We start from the raw sequence: 22,104 nt of genomic DNA, 5'->3' as shown, positions 1-22,104 counted from the left end.
TTTCTACACCTCCGGTTCTGTATCTCCTGCATGGAGCTCCGCCACCTGCTGAGCCAGCTCTTCCACCTTCTTGTCCGTGAGCTTATATCTCCTGCGGAACCAGAAGAATGCCGCCACCAGCCCGGCGATAGGCAGGAGCGTCATCACCATTCGAAGCCCCATTTTCTGGGAGACGGAGACCGCCGAAGCGAAGTCCACCGTCTGCTGTGACGAGGTGATGGCACTGTCCGAAAGATCCAGCACTCCAAGAGTGATGGATGCGATGAAGGCGGCTATACCAGACGCCAGCTTTACTACGAATGTCTGCATGGAGAAGATGACCGACTCGTCTCTCCTGTGGTTGCTGATCTCTCCGTAGTCCACCGTGTTTGCAAGGAACACAGTGGTGAGGACGTTGTTTATCCCCGACGCCGCCATGATCAGGATCCCCGGGATCAGGAAAAAGGCGAGCGTCTTGGCGCCGGAGGACGCAAACACCAGCAGGATCACGTATCCGATCACGGACATGGCAAGGCCAATGTAGAAGATACCGGTATTCGTGACCTTCGCCACCCTCCTGAGTACAGGATACAGGAGCATCATGGCCAGTATCTGAGCCGCTCCTCCAACTGTATTAAAAAGTGTGTAATCGTTATACCAGCCCGTTCCTCCGAGGTCGTACTTGAAGAAGTAGATCACCAGATTCGATGTGATGTACATGGCTGTGTTCACCAGGACAATGGTGACCACCACGGCCATGGCCTGGTCGTTCCTGATAAGGGATCTGAACATCTCCCTGACGGTTGCCGTCTCCATGGAAACCGTCGACTTCTCCTTGACGTTCACGCAGGTGATGATGATGAATACAGAAAACAATATTGCAATTATCAGCGAGAACCACTTGAACCCGAGCCTCTCTATCTCGTTCGCGGTGGTGCCGCCAAACCTCGTCCCCAGTGCATGTACCGCGATCATGGTCAGTATCGTCACGATAGCCGCTCCGACCCCCGAACAGGAGCGGGCCATGGCCGACAGGTTTTCCCTTTCTTTTCCGCCTCTCGTGAAGGCTGGTATCATCGACCAGAAAGGTATGTCCATCATGGTGTAGGTAACGCCCCACAAGATATAGGAGACGGCGGCATAGGCCACCAGCCCCGGGCCATCAAGTGACGGCGGGCATGCGAACATGGCGAAGAGGACCACTGAGTTGGTCAGGGTCCCGATCAGCAGCCACGGACGGAATTTGCCCATCCTCGTCCGGGTCTTCGCCACTATGATACCCATGATCGGGTCGTTGAATGCGTCAAAAACACGGGCCGCCAGCAGTATCACGGCCATCGCGTATGCGCTGACTCCCATGACGTCCTGAAAATAATACAGAACATAGCTGGCGGAAAGCATGTACACCATGTCCTTTCCCACCGCTCCAAGACCATAAGATGCCTTTTCTCTTCCGGTCAGTGTCTTCTGTTCGTCCATCGTACTTCTTCCTTTCTCAGCATCCTATCTGCGGTCTTCCTTCAGTCTCATGGCCAGCTTCACCGCTTCGTATGCTCCATCGTATATTCCTATTTCCTTATTCCTGACTATGTTGTGGCACATGTCCTCCAGCAGCACCGGATCGTTCATGAAGAGCTCCAGCATCTGTATCACGTGAGGAATGTCCTGACACTCCAGCGTCCCGTCACCGATCTCCGCGGAGTGGATGGCACCCCACTTTTCGTGGCCGCCGATCCTGTGGATGAACAGCTTAGGCACCGGATAAAACGAAAGCTCACTCGGCTTTGTGATCAGCACGTCGCAGCTCCTCATGAGCAGGTTAGTGCAGTACACCGCCTGGAAGATGTTCTCATGCCAGAAAGCGTGGATGCCTTCCACGTCCCCGTCCAGTGCCCCGGCGGCAAAGTTCTCGGTGTTCTCCCAGCTGTTGAAATGCTCAACCGAAATGTCCTTGAGCCCGCGTATCTCGGAAGTCAGCTGATCCCACACGTTCCTGTAGTCTCCCACGTTCACGTAAAGCGCGGCTCTGCCCTCCCGGACCATCGGAAGCAGGTAGCGTATTATACCTGCAAAGATCTCCTTCTGGGCGCCCGCACCGCCGATGGTGAGAAGAAAGCGCATGGGCTTTCCATTTTTCTTCCTGAGGAGCCTTTTCCGGCAGTCTTCTTCGATATTTGAAACGAGCTCGTGATCCACGTAATGTCCAGTGTAAACGAGGCTGTCTGCCGGCATCGGCTTCAGGACCTCGTCGCCTCTCATTCCGTTCAGGATCCGGTATCCCTGATACGCCTGATGAGTCTGTATAGTGTGGACGCTCCCCTCTGCCAGGTGAAGAGCCATCGGCCAGTTATCCGGGATCGCATTCACAACGTATTTCATGCCTCCGTGGATCGCGGCCTGAGCCGGCCACACATGGGTGCCGATCAGTGGGATATCCTTCGGGACGTTCTGAAAAACGGGCGCCATCAGCTCCGCGTTCTTCTGGTCTGAGGCGTTGTAGCTCAGCTTCCGGAAGCCCTCGTAGTTCATCGGTTCCCAGAACAGCCTGTTGAAGAGCTTTGACTTCTGGGACATCCTTGAGCCTTTTGAATAGAGGTCGTTCTGTGCGGATATCACCTTGGTGCAGGTGGTCTCGGGAAAAGAGTTGAGATCCATCCAGTATGGAACGTATCCCAGGGCGCTGGCGGCCGAGGCCATGGCCATGGATATGCGGTAGTGGCCGAATCCCATCCTGATGTTCCCCACTATCACTCCCTTTTCTCTGTCGAACTCCTCTCTCTGCTTTACGGGAACCTTCCTGGCCTCCTCCTGGCCCACACGAATGTCCCGGACTCCCAGGGCATCGCCGATATAAGGATTTTTCCTCACCACCGCCGGATGATCCGCACCACTGTCGTCGCCGAACCTGCGGATGAATTTACTCTTGGACCTTTCTGCCTTTCTGTGGTCTTTTGCGCTGATCACATTGCCGAATATGGATGCGGCCCTGTCGATCTTCCCCTCAGTCATTTTCTTTCCTTTCTGTTTTGCAGATCATGCTCTTTAGTCTTGTTTGCCGATCCTGCTTGTCTATCTCGATCATCTATCTTGCCGGTCTATCCTGAACCGGCAGATCGCATCCTCTGCCTGTTCGTTCTCCATGATGAGTGCTGCCTCTCCCGGCTCTCCCGTGGTCCTGACGTAAGTGCCGCCGCAGCCACCACGTAGCTGAGCGGTCTCAGGGCCCAGTATCTCTATAGGCCCACGGGTCTTAAGTGTCACGGACCCCATGTAAAACGGAAGCCTGTTCTCGTCCTGGTCTCTCATCTCGATCCTGACGGACGCCACGTCGTAGCTGCTCCCTTCTGTCAGAGTCAAGTGATCGGGTGCGGCGTGGAGATGAACGGCCTGGACGGGCCTCTTCACGATGGTCTTCACGACCTTCCCGTCCTTCACCGCATCAAAACGGTAACCCGAAGCCTCTCCGCCCCAGTTCCCGACGTATTTGTTGAAAAGCATGTATCCGTCTCCGGGCTTCATGTTGTACCGGAGCATCAGCCTGACGCCCGCCGCAAGGCTGCTCACAGGAATGCTGCCGTAGCCGTAAACTGCCGCATGGTTAAGGATCTTTTTCACGTCGCGCTCCTGCTTTTCCGTGAAGTGCTCTTCACGGCCCATCCTGCTCCCGATGTAATCGTCGATCAGGATCGGCCCATGGGCAAGGTGCTTATAATGAGAATCCCCGGGGAAATAGCTCTTGAGGTATTCGTCACCGCGGTACATCCGGACTTCGTCTGCATTGGTGACGATGTATATCTTGCCCGGGTTGCTCGCGGGATGCTCTCCGATGTCCATGGTGGAGCTTATCTCCAGGACAGGGAATTCCTCCTGCTGTGCGGCGTAAATGCTTGCAGCCAGCTTTGGGTTCCTGTACATGTCCATGACGCCGTGGTAACAGATGCGATCCCCGCTTCCGAAATCCTTGTGCGTGTTGTAATCGAACATGCACCAGCCGAAGGTCCCGGCTATGTCTCCATGAGCCACTGAGTCGTTCAGCACCCTTGCGTGGCGGAGCATGTGCTCCCTCATGTGAGCCTCGCTGTCGAAGGTCTTCGTCGGATACATGTGTCCGTTGTATTCGCTTATTATATACGCTTTGTTCATGTCGGATGTGACGCTGCGCTTTTTCTCGCATCCGGCGTTACTGCCATCGTGGAGGAAATCGTTGTAGGTGTACACATCCTCCAGGAAGCTGCTCTTCTTCAGGTATCTCACTCCGCCTGTAGGCCTGGTGTCGTCCAGTTCCCTGGCGATGTCATTGGTCCGGGAATACAGGTCATCGTCGTCCAGCGATTCGTTTATGCGCACTCCCCACAGTATCACCGAAGGGTGGTTCCTGTACTGGACGACCATGTCCCTGGTGTTCTGCACGGCTTGATCCTTCCAGATCTCATTCCCTATGTGCTGCCAGCCGGGGATCTCCGTGAAGACGAGCAGTCCCAGCTCGTCGCATCTCCGGCAAAAGCTCTGTGACTGAGGGTAGTGAGATGTGCGTACCGCGTTCACACCAAGCTCGTTCTTCAGTATGTCCGCGTCCAGCTTCTGCTGAGACTCCGGCATGGCGTAACCAACATATGGCCAGCTCTGATGCCTGTTCAAACCCGTTATCTGGAGTCTCCTGCCGTTCAGGTAGTAGCCGTCGGCCCTGAATTCCGACCTGCGGAAGCCTGCTGTCACGGTGCATCGATCCAGAATTACGGGACTGCCGTCGCCGTTACGACTGAAAAGCTCGGTGACGACGGTGTACAGCTCGGGGGAATCCACGTCCCAGAGCCTCACCTCACCCACGCTAACAGTGAATGAATATTTATTCTCCGGAGCCCCGCCGATCTCCGTCTGCTCGACCGAACACTCCGCAAGGGACATTTCTTTTTCCAATACCGGCGGCTCCCGTGATCCTTCTCTTTTATACGGAAACACCTGCTGCCTCAGAAACAACCTCGCGGACTCGTCTTCCGCATGGCTGCAGCCGGGTCTTTCAGGAGCATCAAGGATGAACCCGGTGCGGATCTCTCCTCCGGGTCTCAGCTCCCCGAGCGCCTCCCGGGCGCTGCCGCCCTTCCAGCCCTCCAGGAGCTTTTCATCGACGGCCACCTGCGGCGCCACAAAGACGTCCTTCATCCGGGCCTCTCCTGTCACCTCGAGATAAACGCCTCTGTACAGACCTCCGTATGTCATGTAGTCCATCACGTAGCCAAAAGGCGGGATGTTCTGCTGCTCCCGGGAATCCACCCGAATGGCGAGCATGTTTTCCCCCGGTCTCAGAAATTCCGTGAGTTCCACTTCAAAAGCCGTATAACCACAGCGATGCCCGCCTGCCAGTCTGCCGTTCACGAACACGTCTGCGGAATGCCCTGCGGCCTCCACGACGAGAAAAACCCTTTTTCCATCTGGCACACCCGCCTCCGGCACCTCGATGACGCGGCGGTAGCCGCACACCATCTGATAAATGCTCTCGTCGAAATAGTCGTAGGGAGTGACCCTGCAGGTGTGAGGCAGGCGGACGGACTGGATGGACGCGTCCTGATCACGATCCTCTGCAGCGCCTCCACCTGAATGGGCTTCCGTATCCGCCGTCACTCCGCCGAAGTCGTCCGTCCAACTCTCGGTGAACTCCCATCCGTCGTTTATGTAAAGTCTTCTGCTCAGGCTTTCGCTCGAACACATACACACATCCGCCTTTCTTTCTCCTGACCTGAAGTCACACAACTGCGTTAATTATACACGAGAAATGATCCTTCGCTCAGTCAACGAGATCTTTTTTCCGCCCGCCCCACAAAACCACACATAAAAAGTGCCCCGGTACCCGGCCAGTACAGCCGGGCGCCAGAGCACCGATCAGAGGCTTATAGATTTGTTATTGGAATATTCGAGGTGATCTCCCTGCAGCTATCCCAGGAAATGCTCCTTGGCAAACTCCATGTCCTCCACGAACTCCAGAGTTCCCAGGTACTTGCCGTCGCGGTCTCTCACCGCCATGTATCTCACCAGCATTGTGCGGCCGCCCTTTTCCATCCACACCGGAACGACGTCGCTCGTCCCATTGCGGAAACCGTCGATTATCGAGCGCACCAGCGGCTCCACCTTAGGCGGATGGCAGGAGAACACTTTCCTGTCTATGGCCATTCCCGGTCGCTTGAAGACCTTTGGTCCCTCGTCGAAAAAGCGGTTGATATCGTCCGCATCCACGAAGGTTATCTCTCCCGGAATGGTGTTCAGGAGGGCGGTGAGCTGCTCTACGGTCATGTGGCCGCCAGGCATCACCACCTCGCCGGCCCCCGCCTTTGCCGGCGCTGCAGCCGCGGTCACGTGATCCTCGGCCTCGTCCCAGGTCTCGTTTTTCACGCCGAAGCTGTCAGCGTAGTCCTTGGAATCGCGGTAGATCCCGTACCATTCTTCCTCGGTGAAGTTCACCGCGCATATAGGAAAAAGGATGTTCTGTTCCTTGTAGATCATCTCGTCGGCGCGCTTCAGCACGGCCTCGACGCGCTGCTTCCACTCGTCGCCGCGCTGAGTCTCCTTTTCCAGGTCGCCCATCTCGTCGCGGATCTCGTCATCCACGGTCCACATAACGTCGGAAGGCCCGGTGATGCCGTACTTCACCTTCAGCAGCGGGTAGAGCAGGTCGCCCTTCTTGGCGTAGTGGATCGATATCTGGCGCAGCGTTTGGAAAAGCTCGTCCGTCCCGTTTTCTTTGTACTCCTCCAGGAGTGCGGCGAGCGCATCGTTCTCCTTTGTGAAAGTATACAGCGGGTGGCCTTTGACCGCCTCCAGCGCCGCAGCCTTCTGGTTCTTGTCGGAGTAGACCTTCTTAGGATAGGAGTCCCTGTGGGCAAGCTCCTCCTGGGCTCTCTTTCTGATCATCTCCTCCTGGACGGCCTTCTCGGCATTGGCTATCTTCTCTTCTCTCGTGGCTCCGTGGAAAAGGGCTGAATGTATGTCGCAGAGTCTCTGGACCTCTGTTATAGGAGTCCCCTCCTTCATCATTTCCTGTTCTGCGGCCATGATCTCTGAGGCATCGACGCCGCTGAAGTTTTCCACGAAGTCCGCGCGGACCGTCTCCAGATCCTCTCCGTCTCTGAGCCTTTCCAGGTATGACTTGAGGAGGGTTCTGCGCTCCGCCTCTTTGTTATCTGCAACGGGCTGAGTCGAAGACGCAGCTTCCTCGACTTCGACAGGTTCCTCGTTCACAGACTTTTCAGCGCTTGCTGCGGAAGCTGCTGCCGGCTTCTCAGCCCCGGCACCCGGGAATGCGACTGCAGGCATCTCTCCCACCAGCTCGAAGCCATTGGAAATGAACGCGGTCACCACGTCCATCATGGAGATGCCCTTCATCTTGGCTCCCTTAGGGATGGTCATCATCTTGCCAACGGAATTGAGTACCGGTTTCTTGGTTATCTCCGTGAAACCCAGCCCCGCCATGATGTCCACCAGCTCGGGATATTCATTTACCAGCTCGTATACGGTCTTGTTGAGATCTATCTTCTTTGCCATGTCAGTTTCCTCCTGCTCATATATTTTGCTTCGAAAAAGCGTCTTATCTTGTTTCGTTCGCTTTGTCTGCTTTGCTCTCTTGCTTACGGTTCAATTATATCCGGAAGGGAAGAAAAATACGTTGGATTAACAACCAAATAGTTAGATCGGGCTAATCTTTTTTATTGATCTCGGTTTTTTAGATCCCTGGAGGCTGGATGCGGCGGCGCGCTCGAACAGGTCTCGCCGCAAATCGCGCGGCCAGGTCTCACACGGCACAAGGGAATATGGCTATTCGCGAGTCGTGAGACTTCAGGTATAAATCGAGTCTCACACTATACGCGGAGATGTTGCTGTTCGAGTGCTGTGAGACCTTTAGTTGCAGGAAATTGGCTTCTTGATTTCTTGAGTGGATCCATTTTCCAGTAAAAGACGTGTTTTTCGGCGTATCCCCCGGAAAAATTATACCGCTCAGTCCTGAGAAAAAGTACATTGCCAAACAATCCTGTATTTTTTTATGCCTATTTTACATATTTATTCGCATAATATGACTTCTGGCCTTGTCTGTTCCAGAAAAGTCACACGACATGGTCACATTGGAGCAGTTATCTACGCCGTTGAGACCAGACAATGAGACCCCTTTAAAATTCCTGAATCGCCGCAGCTCAACTACTCTAATATTTTCCAGGGGATACGCCGAAAAAGAGGCATGTAGAGTGGAATTATTATTTTGCATAAATATCCATGTATCTGTACTCCTTGAATCATTAGAAATTCTCCAGAACTGTATATTGACATTCATTGTAATATATGATTCGAATGTCTTCGATCGGAATCTCGCCAACGTTATATTTATGACTTCGATTGAAACCTACCCAACGCTGTATTAGCTGACCTTCTGCCTCTCCATGTTGTAGCTGATGGACTCATCGCAGGCGAAGAACGCGCCGTCGTTCAGCCGGTACTGGCGCGCACCCACCTCAAGCAAAGTTATTTTTCCAGGAACAGCCGGCGCGATCGCCACCACTCCGTCCGGAGCCGTTCCCGTGGCATTCGTGATAAACATGCTCTCGCCGCTGGTGAGGCTTTTTCCAATAGCTCCGATCAGACCGCCGAGGCCCTTCTTCCCGCTGTTGAACTTTCCTTCAAGCGTGACATCCTGCATGTAGACCATCGATCCGTTTTCGATCTTGACGGTCTCTCCCTGCCCGAGAAAGATCCTCGCCAGCTGGGATCCGGCATCTCCTGTGAGTTCGTATTTCATTTTTCTGTCCCCTCATGCCCCGGGTCTCCCGGAAGGATCATCATCTCTCATCAGATATGTGATGATTCTTCGATAACCTTTCTTGTTGAGGATATCACAACGAAAATGGATAAAACAGGCCGGGCTGTGTAAAACATTTTTTTCGTAAACGGGAAGGGTCCAATTCTGTATTTTTAATTGTGCACTATCAGAAAGTGTTGTGCATACAGCATTTCATGTTATACTCTACTAAAGAAGTAGGAATTTGAACTTCAGCATTATCAAACGACAGAGCATAACAGATCATTTTGGAGGTATAGGGATATGAAATTTTCTAAGGTAACGATAATAGGCGGAGGCGTTCTGGGAACTCAGATCGCACTCATGAGCGCATATACAGGACACGACACCACCATCTGGCTCAGGAGCGAGGGCTCCATCGGAAGGACCGAGCCAAAGGTGAAGGGATACGAAGAAGCCATGATGTCGGATCTCGAGGCGTCCAAGAAACTGATCGGAAACCCGATGGGCGCGTACATGTACCCGAAGGGGCTGATCCGGAAGTGGGAAGGCACAACCACCGAGGATATCCAGGCCCTGGAGGACCAGGCAAAGGAGAACTTCCAGTCTCTACTTCACATCACTCTGGACATGGAAGAGGCTCTGAAGGGAGCGGATATCGTGATCGAGGCCATGTCAGAGAACCCGAAAGCCAAAATAGACATCTACGAGAAGATGCGTGATCTCCTCGATCAGGACACCGTGCTCCTGACCAACACGTCCACTCTTCTCCCGAGCATGTTCGCGGAGCACACGGGAAGGCCTGACAGATACCTGGCCCTCCACTTCGCCAACTCCATCTGGAAGAACAACACCGCCGAGGTCATGGGCCACAAGGGCACCAGCTCTGAGAGCTACAAGAAGGCCGTCGAGTTCGCGAGCGAGATCAACATGGTTCCTCTGGAGCTCCACAAGGAGCAGCCGGGATACATTCTGAACTCCATGCTGGTGCCGTTTCTCAACGCCGCTGAAGCTCTGTGGGCGAACGGAGTATCCGACCCGGAGATCATCGACAAGACCTGGCAGCTGGGAACGGGTGCACCTGTGGGACCTTTCAAGATCCTGGACATCGTGGGTCTTGAGACCGCGTACAACATCGTGAGCATGAACCCTGACGCCCAGAAAGAGGGATCCACGATGCACAAGATCGGTACCCTTTTGAAGGAAAAGATCGACAAGGGCGAGACAGGTATCAACGCAGGAAAAGGATTCTATTCGTACAGTAACTAGGATCGCGGGCGGTCGAGGCTGGTGCGGCTGGTCGCGGCGGCTGGTGCGGCGAGTGATAAGTGACACATGTATCAATAGAAAGAGGTCTTCCACCTCGCAGCGTCACAACTGACGGCGAGGCGGAAGACCTCTTGTTTTTTAACCAAGTCCATGGCTCAGGCCCAGGGGGCGATGCTGATTCGCGGTGCCCTTAGATCTCCGCCTTCCACAGACCGTGCAGATTGCAGTACTCGTATGCGGCAACCGGCTGGTCTCCGTCTGTCAGAGCGAACTGCGCCTCAGGCTTCTCTCCGGGAGCAAGGTCCTTCTTCTGGAAGCCCCGTTTCGTCTCGAGAATTATAAACTGGATGTAGTGCTCTTCCAGCATCGGATGTGCCACTGAGCCGACGGAGACCTTAACGGTATTCCCCTCTACCTCGACTACCGGCACGTGCTTTTCCTGGGCCGCATCGGTGGTGTTAGGCACCAGCTCGGTCATAGTCTCTCCGCAGCACTTCGGCGTACAGACGGTCTTCTCTCCGAGAAAAGTTACAAAATTACCGCATCCTTCGCATCTGTAAAACAGCATGATACTCCTCCTCTCCGGATACATGCGGACGAGCAGCGCCCGCCCTGGCTTTTCTCTCATTATAACCGATGATCGCCGACGAAACAGGTGGCCGCGGGTGTTTTTTGTGTGTTCAGCGCACGCATTTATTGACCGTACGGTCAATAAATGTTATCCTCACATCTGTTGAACGAGAGTTGGAGGTACCACAGAATGAAGCAGGAAGAGCGTTCTCAGCGCACCCGTGAAAAAATAATCGCCGCCGCTGTGAAAGAGTTCGGCAGCAAAGGCTACGAGGGTGGAACGGTTGGCAGCATCTGCCGCACCGGGATAAACAAAGGCCTGATATACCATTATTTTGAGGGAAAAGACGACCTGTACCTGCGTTGCGTAAAGATCAGCCGGGACATGCTTCTTGGCGCCATCGAAAGAAGAAACTCCGAACACCCGGACAACTCTGGCACCGAGTCGGTCAGCCTCCTGATGGAGACCCGTATGGAATTCGGGAAGGCTCACCCGATGGAGAGTCACATCCTTTTCCAGGCCCTCCTTGACCCTCCTGAACATCTCCGCGACACGATCTCCTCCATCCTGGCCCCACTGCAAGACGAGAATCTCAGGGTCTGCAGGAAAATGCTATCTCAGCTGCCGCTGCGAGAGGGCATCACAGAGAAACAGGGGGAGCGGTATTTTCTCCTGATGCAACAGATGTTCAACGAATATTTCAGCTCTGCTGCGGTCCGGGACAAGAGCGTCGATGAGCGCATCGCTCTTCACGAGAAAAGCGTCCCGGAATTTCTGGACATCATGATATACGGTCTCGCGGATAACAGAAAACAGTAATATACCGAAAGAAGGTCAAGATATGTCAACGTTAATAATGATCCTCGGGTGGGTGTGCGTGCTCGCCCTTGGAGCTCTTCTTGGAAAACTTATATCGAAGCTCAGGCTCCCCGCCATCCTCGGCTGGCTCATCGCGGGGATGATCTTCGGTCCATTCGGGCTTAAGATCATGTCACAGGACCTCATGGATCACCAGTTCTACATAGTTATCACCAACTGGATGCAGGTGGCCTTCGGCCTCATGCTGGGTACCGAACTGGTCTGGAGGAAGATCCGTGAATTCGGCCGCGCCCTCATGGCAACCACACTGACCCAGTCTCTGGGCACCTTTGCGGTGGTGTCCGCGGCGTTCATGATCATATTCCGCATGGAAAACGTCCCTGTTTTCCTGGGCCTCATCATGGGCAGCATCGCCCTGGCCACAGCCCCTGCCCCGGCCCTCTCCATCGTCCGGGAGTTCCACACCAGGGGTCCGGTCACCGACACCCTTCTCCCTATGGCCGTGCTCGACGACGTGGTGGGCATAGTCGTTTTCTTCTCGGTGAACGCGGCGGCAGCCCACATTTTTTCCGGCACCTCATCCTCGGCGGCGCTGATCCCTGTTATGCTGCTCCTCCCAGTTGCGGAGGGGATCCTTCCAGGCGTAGTCTGCGGCAAGGCCCTGAGGAAGCTTCATGGAAAAAAGGGCGTTCTGTTCTGCCTGCTCTCCGGGATAACCGCGTCATATCTGCTGTGCTGGGGAGTTCACACCTTCGTCGCACCGATGGTCCCTGAAAACTACATGATGACCGGAGTGGTTTTCTCTACTGTATTCTCCAACATGGTATCGGATGTAGAGCTGGAGCAGATCACCTCGTACTACAGCCCTGTTCTGGGGCTGGCTCTGCTGATATCCATAGTGAATCTGGGAGCGCCACTGGATTTCCACCTGATCCTGGGTTCAGGGATATACACGCTGGTGTACATCGTGGCCAGGGCTGCAGGGAAGTATTTCGGGGCAAGGATCGGTTCCACCGCAACAAAAATGCCCCGGACAGTTCAGAAGTATCTGGGCTTTACCCTGCTTCCTCACTCCGGGGTGTCTCTTGTTTTCACGGGGATAGCCTGTGCCACTCTGGCTGGTTATCCTGAGCTGGTCCAGATCCTACGAGGGACCATTGCCGCAGCAGCGGTCGTCAATGAGATCATCGCCGTGATCGCCGCGAGGGAAGGATTCAGGCTGGCTGGGGAGATAAGAAAGTAGGCTTGCTGCAACATACTTACCACAGCTTTAACTCCCGTGCTGGCCGCCTTACTAATATTCTTTGCTCAGGAGAAAATCTGCTACGTGCATGCTCTTTATGCCCTGGTAGTTTCCTCCTGCAAACTCGTCTGTCCTGAGGACGTATTTCGGGTAGTTGTCCCGTATCTCCAGGAGCCGGTCGAACTCTCTCCGGCGGGTCTTTTCGGAGCCTATCTCCTGAGTCACCTGGACATAGATCCTTTCGCCCTGGCGCTGGGCTATAAAGTCCACCTCTCCTCCTGGAGTCATGCCAGTATACACATCATACCCCCGGCGGCGCAGCTCCAGATATACAGCGTTTTCCAGACTGGATGCAACGCTGTCAGGGTCGTATCCAAGGACGCAGTATCTTAAAGCGGTGTCTGCAAGATAGAATTTCTCCTGAGTTTTCAGGATTGCCTTTCCCTTCAAGTCGTATCTAGAACAGCGGTGAATGAGATAGGCTTTCTCCAGTTTTTCCAGGTAACTGTATACAGTCTCGTTGTCTATCTTTCTGTGCTCCGACTTGAGATAGTCGGAGATGGATTTCGCCGAGAAAATATTCCCCACATTGGAAAATGTGAATTTGACAACACGTTCCAGCTGATCCACCTTTCGTATTTGGTTTCTCCTGATGATGTCAGAAAAGATCGTGGAATTGTAAATATCACGAACGATAGTGTATATCTCATCCTGAGAGTATTCCTGCAGATGTGTGGCCGGAAAGCCCCCCAGTCTTATGTAATCTGCAAATTCCCTGTATATATCTCCTGTCTCCGAGTATTCTCTTCTGAAGTTCAGACACTCCTGGAACGACAGGGTAAAAATGTGAAAAGAAACGTATCTTCCCGTCAGATAGGTGGCGATCTCCGAGGACATCATCCGGGAGTTGGATCCTGTCACGTAGAGGTCGACATCGTAGTCGCTGGCCAGCGAATTTACGACCTTCTCCCAGCCTTCGATCTCCTGGACCTCATCGAGAAAAAGATAAGTTCGTTTGTTCTCGCACAGCCTGGCCTTAGCGGCCTCGAACATCTCCTTCGCGGTCATGTCATCATATTCCATGGAATCGAATCTCATGTACACGATCTGATCTGCCTGGATCCCACGCCCCTGCTGAAGCTCTTCCATGAGCAGCTTCAGAATGGTGGACTTCCCGCAGCGGCGGACACCTGTGAGCACCTTGATAAACGGAGTATCAACATAAGCCATGATCCTGTCTGTGTACAACGGTCTGCTAATCATGTTCACCACCTCCTTTTTCGCTAAGATATTATCGCAATCATTGCAAATTTTCAATCATTGTTGCGATTATATTACATTTTATAAATATAATACTACATTATTTCGGTTTATAACCGCAACACTTCTTATCAGTTCTGTTAATTTAGATTATATACTGCAATCCATTTCTTCTTGTAAGCAGATAACTGTATTCATCACGGGCCAGTCCGGACCGAAAAAAAGGAGAGGACAAAATTGTCTTCTCCTTCCCTGCGTTTGTTGTCATATATAGTTGAAGACCGCCTACTCTCCAAAAAGCTCCTGAGTCTCCTTGAGTTTCGCGTACACTCCGTTCTTCTCCAGGAGTTCTTTTTCGGTGCCCATCTCCTGGATGTGGCCCTTTTCGATGACCACGATCCTGTCGGCGTTCTTAACAGTGGACAGCCGGTGAGCAATGACGAAGGAAGTCCTTCCCTTCATGAGCTGGTCGAACCTCTTCTGGATGTTCTGTTCGGTGACCGTATCCAGGGCCGATGTGGCCTCGTCCAGGATCAGTATCTTCGGATCTTTCAGGAAGATCCTGGCGATGGCTATCCTCTGCCTCTGTCCCCCAGACAACCTTGCTCCCCGCTCGCCCACGTAGGTCTGGAATCCATCCTCCATCTCCATGATGTCGTCGTAGATCTCAGCTTCCCTCGCAGCCATCACCACGTCCTCGTCGGAAGCCTCCGGACAGCCGTAGCGGATGTTTTCCATTATGGTGTCGGGAAAGATGAAAACGTCCTGCTGTACGATCCCGATGGCCCTGCGAAGGGAGTCCTTAGTGGCGTCCCGGATGTCCATGCCGTCGATCCTGATGTCACCGGCAGTCACGTCGTAAAATCTCGGAATGAGCTGGCACAGGGTGGTCTTGCCGCCGCCGGTGGTGCCGACGACCGCCGTCACCTCTCCCCCGGTCACGTGGAGGTCGATGTTGGAGAGGACCTGCTGGCCGTTCTGGTAGGCGAAGGAAACGTGGTCGAAGTCGATCTTTCCCTCGGTCACCACGAGAGGCTCGGCGTCATCTTTTTCTATGACCGTCGGCTCGACGGCCATGAGTTCCGAAAATCTCTGCAGGCCCGCGTACCCTCCCGCAAAGACCTCGGCGAACTGGGCCAGCTTTCTCACAGGTGTGACGAAAGCAGATACGTACAATGTGAATGTGATCAGGTCGATGTAGTTCAGCTCATCCTTCATTATGAGATATCCGCCGAAGGCGATGACCACCACAGGCATAATGCCCATGAAAAACTCCTGATAGGCGTTGAACAGGCCCATGGCTCTGTAAAAATCCTTCTTGGAGTTCCTGTATCCGCTGTTCACGTTGTCGAATCGTTCCCTCTCCACGCCCTCGTTGGCGAATGCCTTAGATGTCTTAGTGCCGGAAAGGCTGGACTCGATATCGGAGTTGATGGATGCAAGCCTGACCTTGACGTTTTTTGACGTGGTGGAGAGGTTTGTCCTCTGCTTCATTATTATTCCTATGAATATCGGCAGCAGGATGAACACCACCAGCGCCAGCCTCCACTCGATGGTGAACATCATGATCAGGGCGCCGACGATGGTGAGGGTGGAGATCAGCAGGTCCTCCGGGCCGTGGTGGGCCAGCTCGGTTATCTCGAAAAGGTCTCCCGTCAGCCTGCTCATCAGGCTTCCCGTGCGGTTCCTGTCGTAGAAATCGAAGTCGAGCGTCTGGAGGTGCCGGAAAAGGTCGGCACGCATGTCGGTCTCCACGCGAATGCCGAAGGTGTGTCCCCAGTAGGTCATGACGTAGTAGCACACAGCCCTGAGGACATATGCCACTGCAACGATGGCCATCACGGTAAAGAAAGTCTGGAACGCCTTGTTCGGAAGCATGTCGTACATGGCCTTCCTGGATATCACCGGGAATGACAGCTCGATGAGAGACGCCAGCACGGCGCATATCATGTCCAGGAAGAACAGCTTCCTGTGGGGTTTGAAGTATTTGACCAGTGTTTTTATCATGTGGATCGGATTTCCTTTCGTCCTGTTATCTATATCAAGTCTTTCTTTGATACCTTCCGGTGCCGCAATATTCTATCACAGTTGCCGGGACATTCCGAACGGCGAGATCCTCTTTTTTCCTGGAAAAAGCTACCAGATGTCCATTACGTGCTGCATCAGCAGGCTCACTACGGTGATCCCCGCCCAGCAGCTGGCGCCGAGGATCAGCGGCCGCCCGCCGGAGCGGATCAGCTTTACCACGTTACTGTTCAGTCCCACGGCCACCATTGCCATCACTATGAAAAACTTTGAAAGTTCCTTGAGGGGTGCGAACACCGCCGGAGATGCGCCCAGCCCGATGCTGACCGTTGTGACGACTGCCGCCAGCACGAAATACAGGATGAACATCGGAAAGGCCCTCCTGAGGCTGAAGCTGCTCTTATTATTTCCGTCGGCCTCGCACTCCCTTTCCTGTTTTCTCGCCTGAGCGATGGCAAGTACCAGCGTGATCGGGATTATGGCCAGCGTACGGGTGAGCTTCACCGTTACGGCCTTGTCCAGAGTCTGATTCCCGAGGCCCCACATGCTGTCCCAGGTGGATGCGGCTGCGGTCACAGAAGACGTGTCGTTCACCGCGGTCCCGGCGAAGATCCCGAAGGCGTCTCCGCTGTTCGTGGAAAAGCCCAGGGCGTGGCCCAGCACAGGGAACAGTATGGCGGCGAGTACGTTGAAGAAAAAGATGACTGATATGGCCTGGGCCACCTCGTCGTCGTCCGCGTCGATCACCGGCGCTGTGGCGGCGATGGCAGATCCGCCGCAGATGGAGCTCCCCACGCCTATGAGCACAGATGTGTTGCCCTGGATCTTCAGGGCACGGTGGAGGCTCCACGCTATGACCAGAGATGTGGTGATGGTGCAGATTATTATGGGAAGGGACTGACGCCCGGTCTCGAAGATCACGCCCAGATCCATTCCGAATCCAAGGAGGACCACCGCGGTCTGGAGGATGTACTTTGAGGTCCATCGGATGCCCGTGTCAAAACCTTTCTTGTCGTTCCAGAACAGGGCGATGACCATTCCTGCGATGATGCCGATCACCGCACCGCCTACTATGGGAAAAACTTTTCCCAGGAGCCAGGACGGCAGGGCGATGGCGGCGCACAGCAGTATGCCTGAGGCGTGTTTTTTTACGAAGCTGTTCATTGCGATAGGTTCTCCTTAATTTGCATTTTATGCTAAAACTTCATTTGCGCGTTTACTGCGTGGATTTTGCACACGATGGTAGTATAATGGAGAACAATCAGAAGTAAAAATTATGATTATTTATTGCTAAATAAATTTAGCTTATTTATAAGGAGGGGCACATGCTGGATCACAGGATAAAGACGTTTTTGACGGTATGTCAGACGCTGAACTACACAAAGGCCGCGGAGGAGCTGCATATCACACAGCCCGCGGTCTCCCAGCACATCCGCTACCTGGAGAAAGAGTACGGAGTCTCCCTTTTCCAATACGAAAACCGCAAACTGACACTCACCGACGAAGGGCACATCTTCAGGGACAGACTCCTCCTCATGGAAAACGATGAGGCCCGGATCCTGCGTGAGATGAAGGCCTGCCAAACAGACGCCCTGTCCCTGTCCCTCGGAGTCACCATGACCATCGGGGAATACGCTATCGGAAAGCCTCTCGCCCGGCTGCTCAGAAAACACCCGGACTGGAACATCCGCGTAGTCTACGGAAACACCGAAAAGCTCCTGTCCGAGCTCAGGACCGGCTCCATAGACCTCGGCCTGGTGGAGGGATATTATCCTGAGGACAAGTTCGCCCATCGCACCTTCAGCCGACAGCCATTCGTGGGCGTTTGCGCAAGCCGGCACGTCTTTGCAGAAAAAGAGGTCCGCGTCATGAAGGATCTGGTAAAAGAGAGGATCATCCTCCGGGAGCCCGGCTCCGGCACAAGGGAGATCCTCGAGAGGAACCTGGCGGTGCAGGGGCTCAGGGTCTCCGACTTCCGGTCTTCAATGGAAGTCGGCAACATGCACACCATCAACAGCCTCCTGGAGAACGACTGCGGCATCTCCTTCCTCTACCGCATCGCCGCGGAAGAAGAAATCAAAAAGGGGACCCTCAAAGAGATCCCACTCGAAGATTTCCACATGTACCACGACTTCGATTTCGTCTGGGAAAAAGGCAGCATATATTCGGATCACCTGGAGCAGATCTGCAGGGAGATGGAATCCTGATCCTTCAGAAGGTTTTCCAGTGCTCTCCTGTAGATCTCCCTCAGCTCGTTCATGTGGTCTATTCCGACATATTCGTTTGCGATGTGTTCCACGCTCTCCTGCCCCGGGTACACCGGTCCGAAAGCAACGATATTGTCCATGCCTCTGGCGTAGGTGCCTCCTCCGATGACTATCGGCTCCGACATGTCGCCCGTCACGTCCCTGTATGCGCCGAGAAGAGCGTCCATCACGGGGCCTTCCTTCGGCATGTACACGTGGTGGAGGTCGTGGACCACCTTCATCTCAACGCCGTATGGCTCGAGTGTCTTTCTCAGCCCCTCAAAAACATCCTCAGACGTATAAGTGACAGGATACCGGATGTCCAGAGTCAGCCTCACCTGTTCACCTTCGGACTCCAGGAGACCGGGATTCACGGATATCTTTCCGCTGGCCTCATCCTCGAACGGTACACCGCACTTCTCGCCGTGGTGGCTACCGGAAAAGAGCTTTGAGTACATCTCTGTGAACTTTCCGGCTTTGCCTGCTCTTTCGGCTTTTTCAACGGCGTCGGCGATGGCGTTCTCACCTTTCCACGGCGTGCTGCCGTGAGCGGACTTGCCGGTCCCCTCGATCGTGTCTCCACCGACCTTGAGAGTACAGAGTGCCGGCACCACGTTCGGTGCGCTGCCCGCAGATGCTTCCTCGAGGCCGCTGTCCTTCAGGGGCATGGCGATCTCCACGAAAAGAATGCCCTTTTCCCCGTACAGCGCCGGGAACATGGCATCGGGAGTGAATCCGCACACCGGCAGCTCCTCGTTGGCCTTGTAAGCCTCGATGTCGTCCCAGTCTCCCTTTTCCTCAGTCTGGCCGAAGATCATCCTGATCCTCTTGTTCAGGGGCTTCCCCTGATCCAGGATGTCCTTCATGGCGTACATTGCGGCGACCATCGGGCCCTTGTCGTCGATGGTCCCCCTGCCGTATACCCTTCCGTCTTTCTCCGTGGCCTCAAATGCCGGGGTATCCCAGCCGCTGCCCGCAGGTACCACGTCCAGGTGCCCCAGGATCCCGATGATGTCATCGCCCTGGCCGATCTCGGCGTAGCCATACTCGTGATCGGCATTCTTCGTCCTGAATCCGAGCTCTTCGGCTTTTTTCAGCATGTAGTCAAGTGCCTTTGCAGGGCCGCTTCCATAAGGATAGCCGCCCTCCCCTCTGTCGGTGACACTCTCGATGGAAACGACTTCCTTCAGTGTGTTGATCATTTTCTCAGTCCCCTTTTCGTCCCTTTTCCTGTTTATTCAGTTTGCTGCTTTCAGGCTCTCAGTTCGCCTGCAGCTTTTACTTTAACACGGTTGGTGTTTCCAGGGTAGTACTGAAGTGGAACATCTTCGACATCGATTATCTCCACGGTCTCTCTCACGGCACCGGCCTCGGCCGCCATGTCCGCGGCAGCCTGCTTTGCCTTTTCCAGGGCATCATCCCTCGGAACCTCGTCGTAGTCCACCAGGGTCTCGTAGGTGCCGCTCACCTTGGAGATGGCTGAGCCTATGGCGTTGGCACATCCGAAATGCTCGGGCTTGATGGTCCTTGACGCGCCGGCCAGCTCGTCAGGCAGGATGATGGATCCGCCTCCAACGAGGATGACATCGCTGTCGTCGCTGGAGACCTTCATGGCGTCCACCGCGTCCTCGGCCATGGTCCTTATCACCGACATGGCCTTTTCCGCCAGCTCGAGAGGGATGCTCTCCACCAGGGAAGGATCTCCCACCTTGGCCTTTCCAGTTCTGACCGCCACGTCTGTGGCCGTCATCACGTCGCCGCCGAACACCATAGCCTTGCTGGTTATCTCGTAACCCACGGAATCAGGCCCGACCGTCACGGAGCCGTCCTCATGCTCTCTTACGATGGAGCCGCCTCCTAGTCCGATGGACATGACGTCAGGCATCCTGAAGTTGGTCCTCACGCCTCCGATGGTAACGGCGACGCTGGACTCACGCGGGAACTCGTTCTGGATGACACCGACATCCGTGGTGGTGCCTCCCACGTCTACTACGATAGCGTTAGCGACCTTGCTCAGGTAGCTGGCGCCCCTGATGGAGTTCGTCGGGCCGCAGGCGACCGTGAGGATAGGATATCTTCTCGCGTATTCCATGGTCATAAGGGTGCCATCGTTCTGGGAAAGGTAGATCTTAGCGTTTTCTATTCCCTCGTGAGCGATGCTCTTTGCAAAGCCGTCGGTGAACTTCTCCGCCACCTGACAGAGAGCGGCGTTGAGGATCGTGGCATTCTCCCTTTCCACGAGGCCCATGGAGCCGATCTCGCTGGAGATGGAGACGTGGACGTCATCGCCCAGTACTTCTCTCGCTATTTCCGCGGCACGGAGCTCATTGTCATTCCTTATCGTGGAGAACACGCCGGAGATGGCGATGGACCGCACACCCTTTTCCTTCATCTCCTGGCAGAAGTCCCTGCAGGCATCCTCGTCCAGCGGCGCCAGCTCGCGGCCGTCGAACTCGAAGCCTCCGCGGATGATAACGGCCTTTTCGCAGACGGCCTTGATGTCGTCGGACCAGTCGACCATCGGAAGGATGCCGCAGGACGCAGGGGCTCCTATCCTCATGAAGCCGATCTTCGCCAGGTTCTTTCTCTCGACTATGGCGTTGGTGCACTGGGTTGTGCCCAGCATCGCCTGGCCGATCTGCTTCCTGTCGACGCCGGACTCATTCAGGACCTTCTGAACTGCCCCGACGATGCCCTCGTAGACATCACCGGACGTAGGGTTCTTTACACTCGCAACAACGTTGTAATTCTCATCTATGATCACGGCATCCGTATTGGTGCCGCCTACATCTATTCCAAGCTTGTACATTACCGGATACCTCCTTTTCCTCTGACTTCCACAGGCACGTAGTCCGTATCCAGCCCGAAGTACCTCGGCCCGACGAGGTCGAGGCCCTGCTTCGAGCGCCACAGATCATAACACTTGAGGCCCACGATCAGGACCCTCTTGCCGTACTTGAGGGCGTCTGTAGGCACAGGAGTAAAGGTCTCCGTGTCCACCAGCGAGATGAGGTCTGGAGTCGTGGCCACTATCTCTCCGTCCACGACGGCGGCCAGGTTCTCGTTCTGGAACTCCACATAGGCGCTCCTGCCCTTGCAATCGTCGATGCCGTCCACTACTACCTTGCCGAAGTTGAAGGCGCCTCTGGTCTCTCTGCGGACGTCGGTGATCTTTCCCTTGAAAAGCCTTATACCTTCTGTGAATTCCAGGAAGGCCTCTTCCGGGGTCTTGTCGGTGACGTTCTTCACGTTCCTCATGGCAGCGCCCAGCTTCTCGCTCCTGGTCACGATGCCCTTGACTCCGTATTCCTTCATCTGCTTTCCGGTCATGTTGTAGAGCGTCACGGCGACGGAACCGCCGCAGCTCATGACCACGGATCTCGCCAGCTCCTCGGACCACTTGTTGGTGATGGTGTCGAAGATCACGGTGTTTCCTTTTTCGTCAGCGAGTCCCACCGGAGAGCTCTTGATCCCTCCGATGGTGAAGGTCACCATCTGGAGCTCAGGAAAGGCTCTTCCCATGCCGTCGCAGTCCACCATCGGGAGCCCCAGCCTCGCTGCGGCCGCGATAGGGAACATGGAGTTCAGGCCGCCCGCCTCCATCGGCATGGTGGCGAAGATCTTTTTTCCCTCGTGATTCTCCACGAGGTCGAAGAGCGCTTTATATTCCTCTCCTCCTATTCCCTTCTCGCTGAGGACGGTAGGCGCCCCCATCATGGCAAACGGAACTATGAGGGCGTCGTCCGGCACCTCCTCTGGATCCAGAAGGGTCACCGGCCCGCACTCGTTGATGGCGCCGATGGCCACCAGCTTTCCAAGATAAGGATCTCCTCCTCCGCCTGCCCCGAGAAGGGCAGCTCCTCTAGCTATGTCCTGGATCTCCTGGATCCCAAGCTTACGCATTTCCTGTCTCCTT

Annotated in this window: 16 protein-coding genes; 4 read left to right on the top strand and 12 right to left on the bottom strand. The window is 54.7% G+C overall.

Annotated features, from left to right (window positions below):
- Positions 1-3: 3 nt before the first annotated feature.
- The 5 genes from BQ7382_RS02365 to BQ7382_RS02345 all read right to left on the bottom strand — a co-directional run bounded on the left by BQ7382_RS02365 (position 4) and on the right by BQ7382_RS02345 (position 8,755).
- Entirely contained in the window at positions 4-1,458 is a 1,455-nt protein-coding gene (locus BQ7382_RS02365; RefSeq protein WP_077390531.1) for a glycoside-pentoside-hexuronide (GPH):cation symporter, read from the bottom strand.
- 24 nt (positions 1,459-1,482) lie between these two features.
- The gene (locus BQ7382_RS02360) at positions 1,483-2,988 is read right to left on the bottom strand and encodes a DUF6937 domain-containing protein (RefSeq protein WP_077390530.1); all 1,506 of its coding nucleotides are present in this window, start codon (positions 2,986-2,988) and stop codon (positions 1,483-1,485) included.
- A 69-nt stretch (positions 2,989-3,057) separates the two neighbouring features.
- Entirely contained in the window at positions 3,058-5,685 is a 2,628-nt protein-coding gene (locus BQ7382_RS02355) for a glycoside hydrolase family 2 protein (RefSeq protein WP_077390529.1), read from the bottom strand.
- Between the two features lie 222 nt (positions 5,686-5,907).
- A complete protein-coding gene (locus BQ7382_RS02350; protein ID WP_077390528.1) occupies positions 5,908-7,512 on the bottom strand; it encodes a DUF438 domain-containing protein in 1,605 nt (534 codons plus the stop codon).
- 865 nt (positions 7,513-8,377) lie between these two features.
- The gene (locus BQ7382_RS02345) at positions 8,378-8,755 is read right to left on the bottom strand and encodes an AIM24 family protein (RefSeq protein ID WP_077390527.1); all 378 of its coding nucleotides are present in this window, start codon (positions 8,753-8,755) and stop codon (positions 8,378-8,380) included.
- 303 nt (positions 8,756-9,058) lie between these two features.
- On the opposite strand from BQ7382_RS02345, the gene BQ7382_RS02340 reads away from it, so the two are divergent.
- The gene (locus BQ7382_RS02340; RefSeq protein WP_077390526.1) at positions 9,059-10,024 is read left to right on the top strand and encodes a 3-hydroxyacyl-CoA dehydrogenase; all 966 of its coding nucleotides are present in this window, start codon (positions 9,059-9,061) and stop codon (positions 10,022-10,024) included.
- A 190-nt stretch (positions 10,025-10,214) separates the two neighbouring features.
- Here the strand turns inward: BQ7382_RS02340 and BQ7382_RS02335 are convergent, their stop codons facing one another.
- Positions 10,215-10,592, bottom strand: a complete 378-nt coding sequence (locus BQ7382_RS02335) for a desulfoferrodoxin family protein (RefSeq protein WP_077390525.1) — start codon at positions 10,590-10,592, stop codon at positions 10,215-10,217.
- Between the two features lie 192 nt (positions 10,593-10,784).
- Between BQ7382_RS02335 and BQ7382_RS02330 the strand changes: the two genes are divergently transcribed.
- Together BQ7382_RS02330 and BQ7382_RS02325 are read left to right on the top strand one after the other, a co-directional pair.
- Positions 10,785-11,414: a TetR/AcrR family transcriptional regulator gene (locus BQ7382_RS02330; protein ID WP_159437202.1), complete on the top strand. Its 630-nt coding sequence runs from the start codon at positions 10,785-10,787 to the stop codon at positions 11,412-11,414.
- A 22-nt stretch (positions 11,415-11,436) separates the two neighbouring features.
- Complete coding sequence (locus BQ7382_RS02325) at positions 11,437-12,657, top strand: cation:proton antiporter (RefSeq protein WP_235847918.1); 1,221 nt, start codon at positions 11,437-11,439, stop codon at positions 12,655-12,657.
- A 51-nt stretch (positions 12,658-12,708) separates the two neighbouring features.
- On the opposite strand, the gene BQ7382_RS02320 is transcribed toward BQ7382_RS02325, so the two are convergent.
- From BQ7382_RS02320 to BQ7382_RS02310, 3 genes are all read right to left on the bottom strand, one after another.
- Positions 12,709-13,920: an ATP-binding protein gene (locus BQ7382_RS02320; protein WP_077390522.1), complete on the bottom strand. Its 1,212-nt coding sequence runs from the start codon at positions 13,918-13,920 to the stop codon at positions 12,709-12,711.
- A 282-nt stretch (positions 13,921-14,202) separates the two neighbouring features.
- Positions 14,203-15,924: an ABC transporter ATP-binding protein gene (locus BQ7382_RS02315; RefSeq protein ID WP_077390521.1), complete on the bottom strand. Its 1,722-nt coding sequence runs from the start codon at positions 15,922-15,924 to the stop codon at positions 14,203-14,205.
- A 129-nt stretch (positions 15,925-16,053) separates the two neighbouring features.
- Entirely contained in the window at positions 16,054-17,106 is a 1,053-nt protein-coding gene (locus tag BQ7382_RS02310) for a YeiH family protein (RefSeq protein ID WP_077390520.1), read from the bottom strand.
- A gap of 161 nt (positions 17,107-17,267) precedes the next feature.
- Between BQ7382_RS02310 and BQ7382_RS02305 the strand changes: the two genes are divergently transcribed.
- On the top strand, positions 17,268-18,149 hold the full coding sequence (locus tag BQ7382_RS02305) for a LysR family transcriptional regulator (RefSeq protein WP_077390519.1): 882 nt from the start codon (positions 17,268-17,270) through the stop codon (positions 18,147-18,149).
- Here the strand turns inward: BQ7382_RS02305 and BQ7382_RS02300 are convergent.
- Genes BQ7382_RS02300 through BQ7382_RS02290 form a run of 3 tightly spaced genes read right to left on the bottom strand, consistent with a single transcriptional unit; the run spans position 18,113 to position 22,091 of the window.
- On the bottom strand, positions 18,113-19,390 hold the full coding sequence (locus tag BQ7382_RS02300; RefSeq protein WP_077390518.1) for a Sapep family Mn(2+)-dependent dipeptidase: 1,278 nt from the start codon (positions 19,388-19,390) through the stop codon (positions 18,113-18,115). The two genes, BQ7382_RS02305 and BQ7382_RS02300, sit on opposite strands and share 37 nt — an antisense overlap.
- Before the next feature lie 50 nt (positions 19,391-19,440).
- Positions 19,441-20,997 (bottom strand): hydantoinase/oxoprolinase family protein, encoded by a 1,557-nt coding sequence (locus BQ7382_RS02295; RefSeq protein ID WP_077390517.1) that lies wholly within the window; start codon positions 20,995-20,997, stop codon positions 19,441-19,443.
- Positions 20,997-22,091, bottom strand: a complete 1,095-nt coding sequence (locus BQ7382_RS02290; RefSeq protein WP_077390516.1) for a DUF917 domain-containing protein — start codon at positions 22,089-22,091, stop codon at positions 20,997-20,999. Before BQ7382_RS02290 ends, BQ7382_RS02295 begins: the two co-directional genes overlap by 1 nt.
- Positions 22,092-22,104: the final 13 nt, after the last annotated feature.

The organism is Mobilibacterium timonense (assembly GCF_900155555.1).
GTDB classification, from domain to species: Bacteria; Bacillota; Clostridia; order Peptostreptococcales; family Anaerovoracaceae; genus Allobaileyella; species Allobaileyella timonense.
The sequence above is the reverse complement of the archived record's forward strand: the minus strand, read 5'-3'. Positions and strand labels throughout refer to the sequence as shown.

Coding starts and splice junctions, on each gene's coding strand:
- BQ7382_RS02365 (WP_077390531.1), bottom strand. CDS start 1,458: ATGGACGAACAGAAGACACTGACCGGAAGAGAAAAGGCATCTTATGGT.
- BQ7382_RS02360 (WP_077390530.1), bottom strand. CDS start 2,988: ATGACTGAGGGGAAGATCGACAGGGCCGCATCCATATTCGGCAATGTG.
- BQ7382_RS02355 (WP_077390529.1), bottom strand. CDS start 5,685: ATGTGTTCGAGCGAAAGCCTGAGCAGAAGACTTTACATAAACGACGGA.
- BQ7382_RS02350 (WP_077390528.1), bottom strand. CDS start 7,512: ATGGCAAAGAAGATAGATCTCAACAAGACCGTATACGAGCTGGTAAAT.
- BQ7382_RS02345 (WP_077390527.1), bottom strand. CDS start 8,755: ATGAAATACGAACTCACAGGAGATGCCGGATCCCAGCTGGCGAGGATC.
- BQ7382_RS02340 (WP_077390526.1), top strand. CDS start 9,059: ATGAAATTTTCTAAGGTAACGATAATAGGCGGAGGCGTTCTGGGAACT.
- BQ7382_RS02335 (WP_077390525.1), bottom strand. CDS start 10,592: ATGCTGTTTTACAGATGCGAAGGATGCGGTAATTTTGTAACTTTTCTC.
- BQ7382_RS02330 (WP_159437202.1), top strand. CDS start 10,785: ATGAAGCAGGAAGAGCGTTCTCAGCGCACCCGTGAAAAAATAATCGCC.
- BQ7382_RS02325 (WP_235847918.1), top strand. CDS start 11,437: ATGTCAACGTTAATAATGATCCTCGGGTGGGTGTGCGTGCTCGCCCTT.
- BQ7382_RS02320 (WP_077390522.1), bottom strand. CDS start 13,920: ATGATTAGCAGACCGTTGTACACAGACAGGATCATGGCTTATGTTGAT.
- BQ7382_RS02315 (WP_077390521.1), bottom strand. CDS start 15,924: ATGATAAAAACACTGGTCAAATACTTCAAACCCCACAGGAAGCTGTTC.
- BQ7382_RS02310 (WP_077390520.1), bottom strand. CDS start 17,106: ATGAACAGCTTCGTAAAAAAACACGCCTCAGGCATACTGCTGTGCGCC.
- BQ7382_RS02305 (WP_077390519.1), top strand. CDS start 17,268: ATGCTGGATCACAGGATAAAGACGTTTTTGACGGTATGTCAGACGCTG.
- BQ7382_RS02300 (WP_077390518.1), bottom strand. CDS start 19,390: ATGATCAACACACTGAAGGAAGTCGTTTCCATCGAGAGTGTCACCGAC.
- BQ7382_RS02295 (WP_077390517.1), bottom strand. CDS start 20,997: ATGTACAAGCTTGGAATAGATGTAGGCGGCACCAATACGGATGCCGTG.
- BQ7382_RS02290 (WP_077390516.1), bottom strand. CDS start 22,091: ATGCGTAAGCTTGGGATCCAGGAGATCCAGGACATAGCTAGAGGAGCT.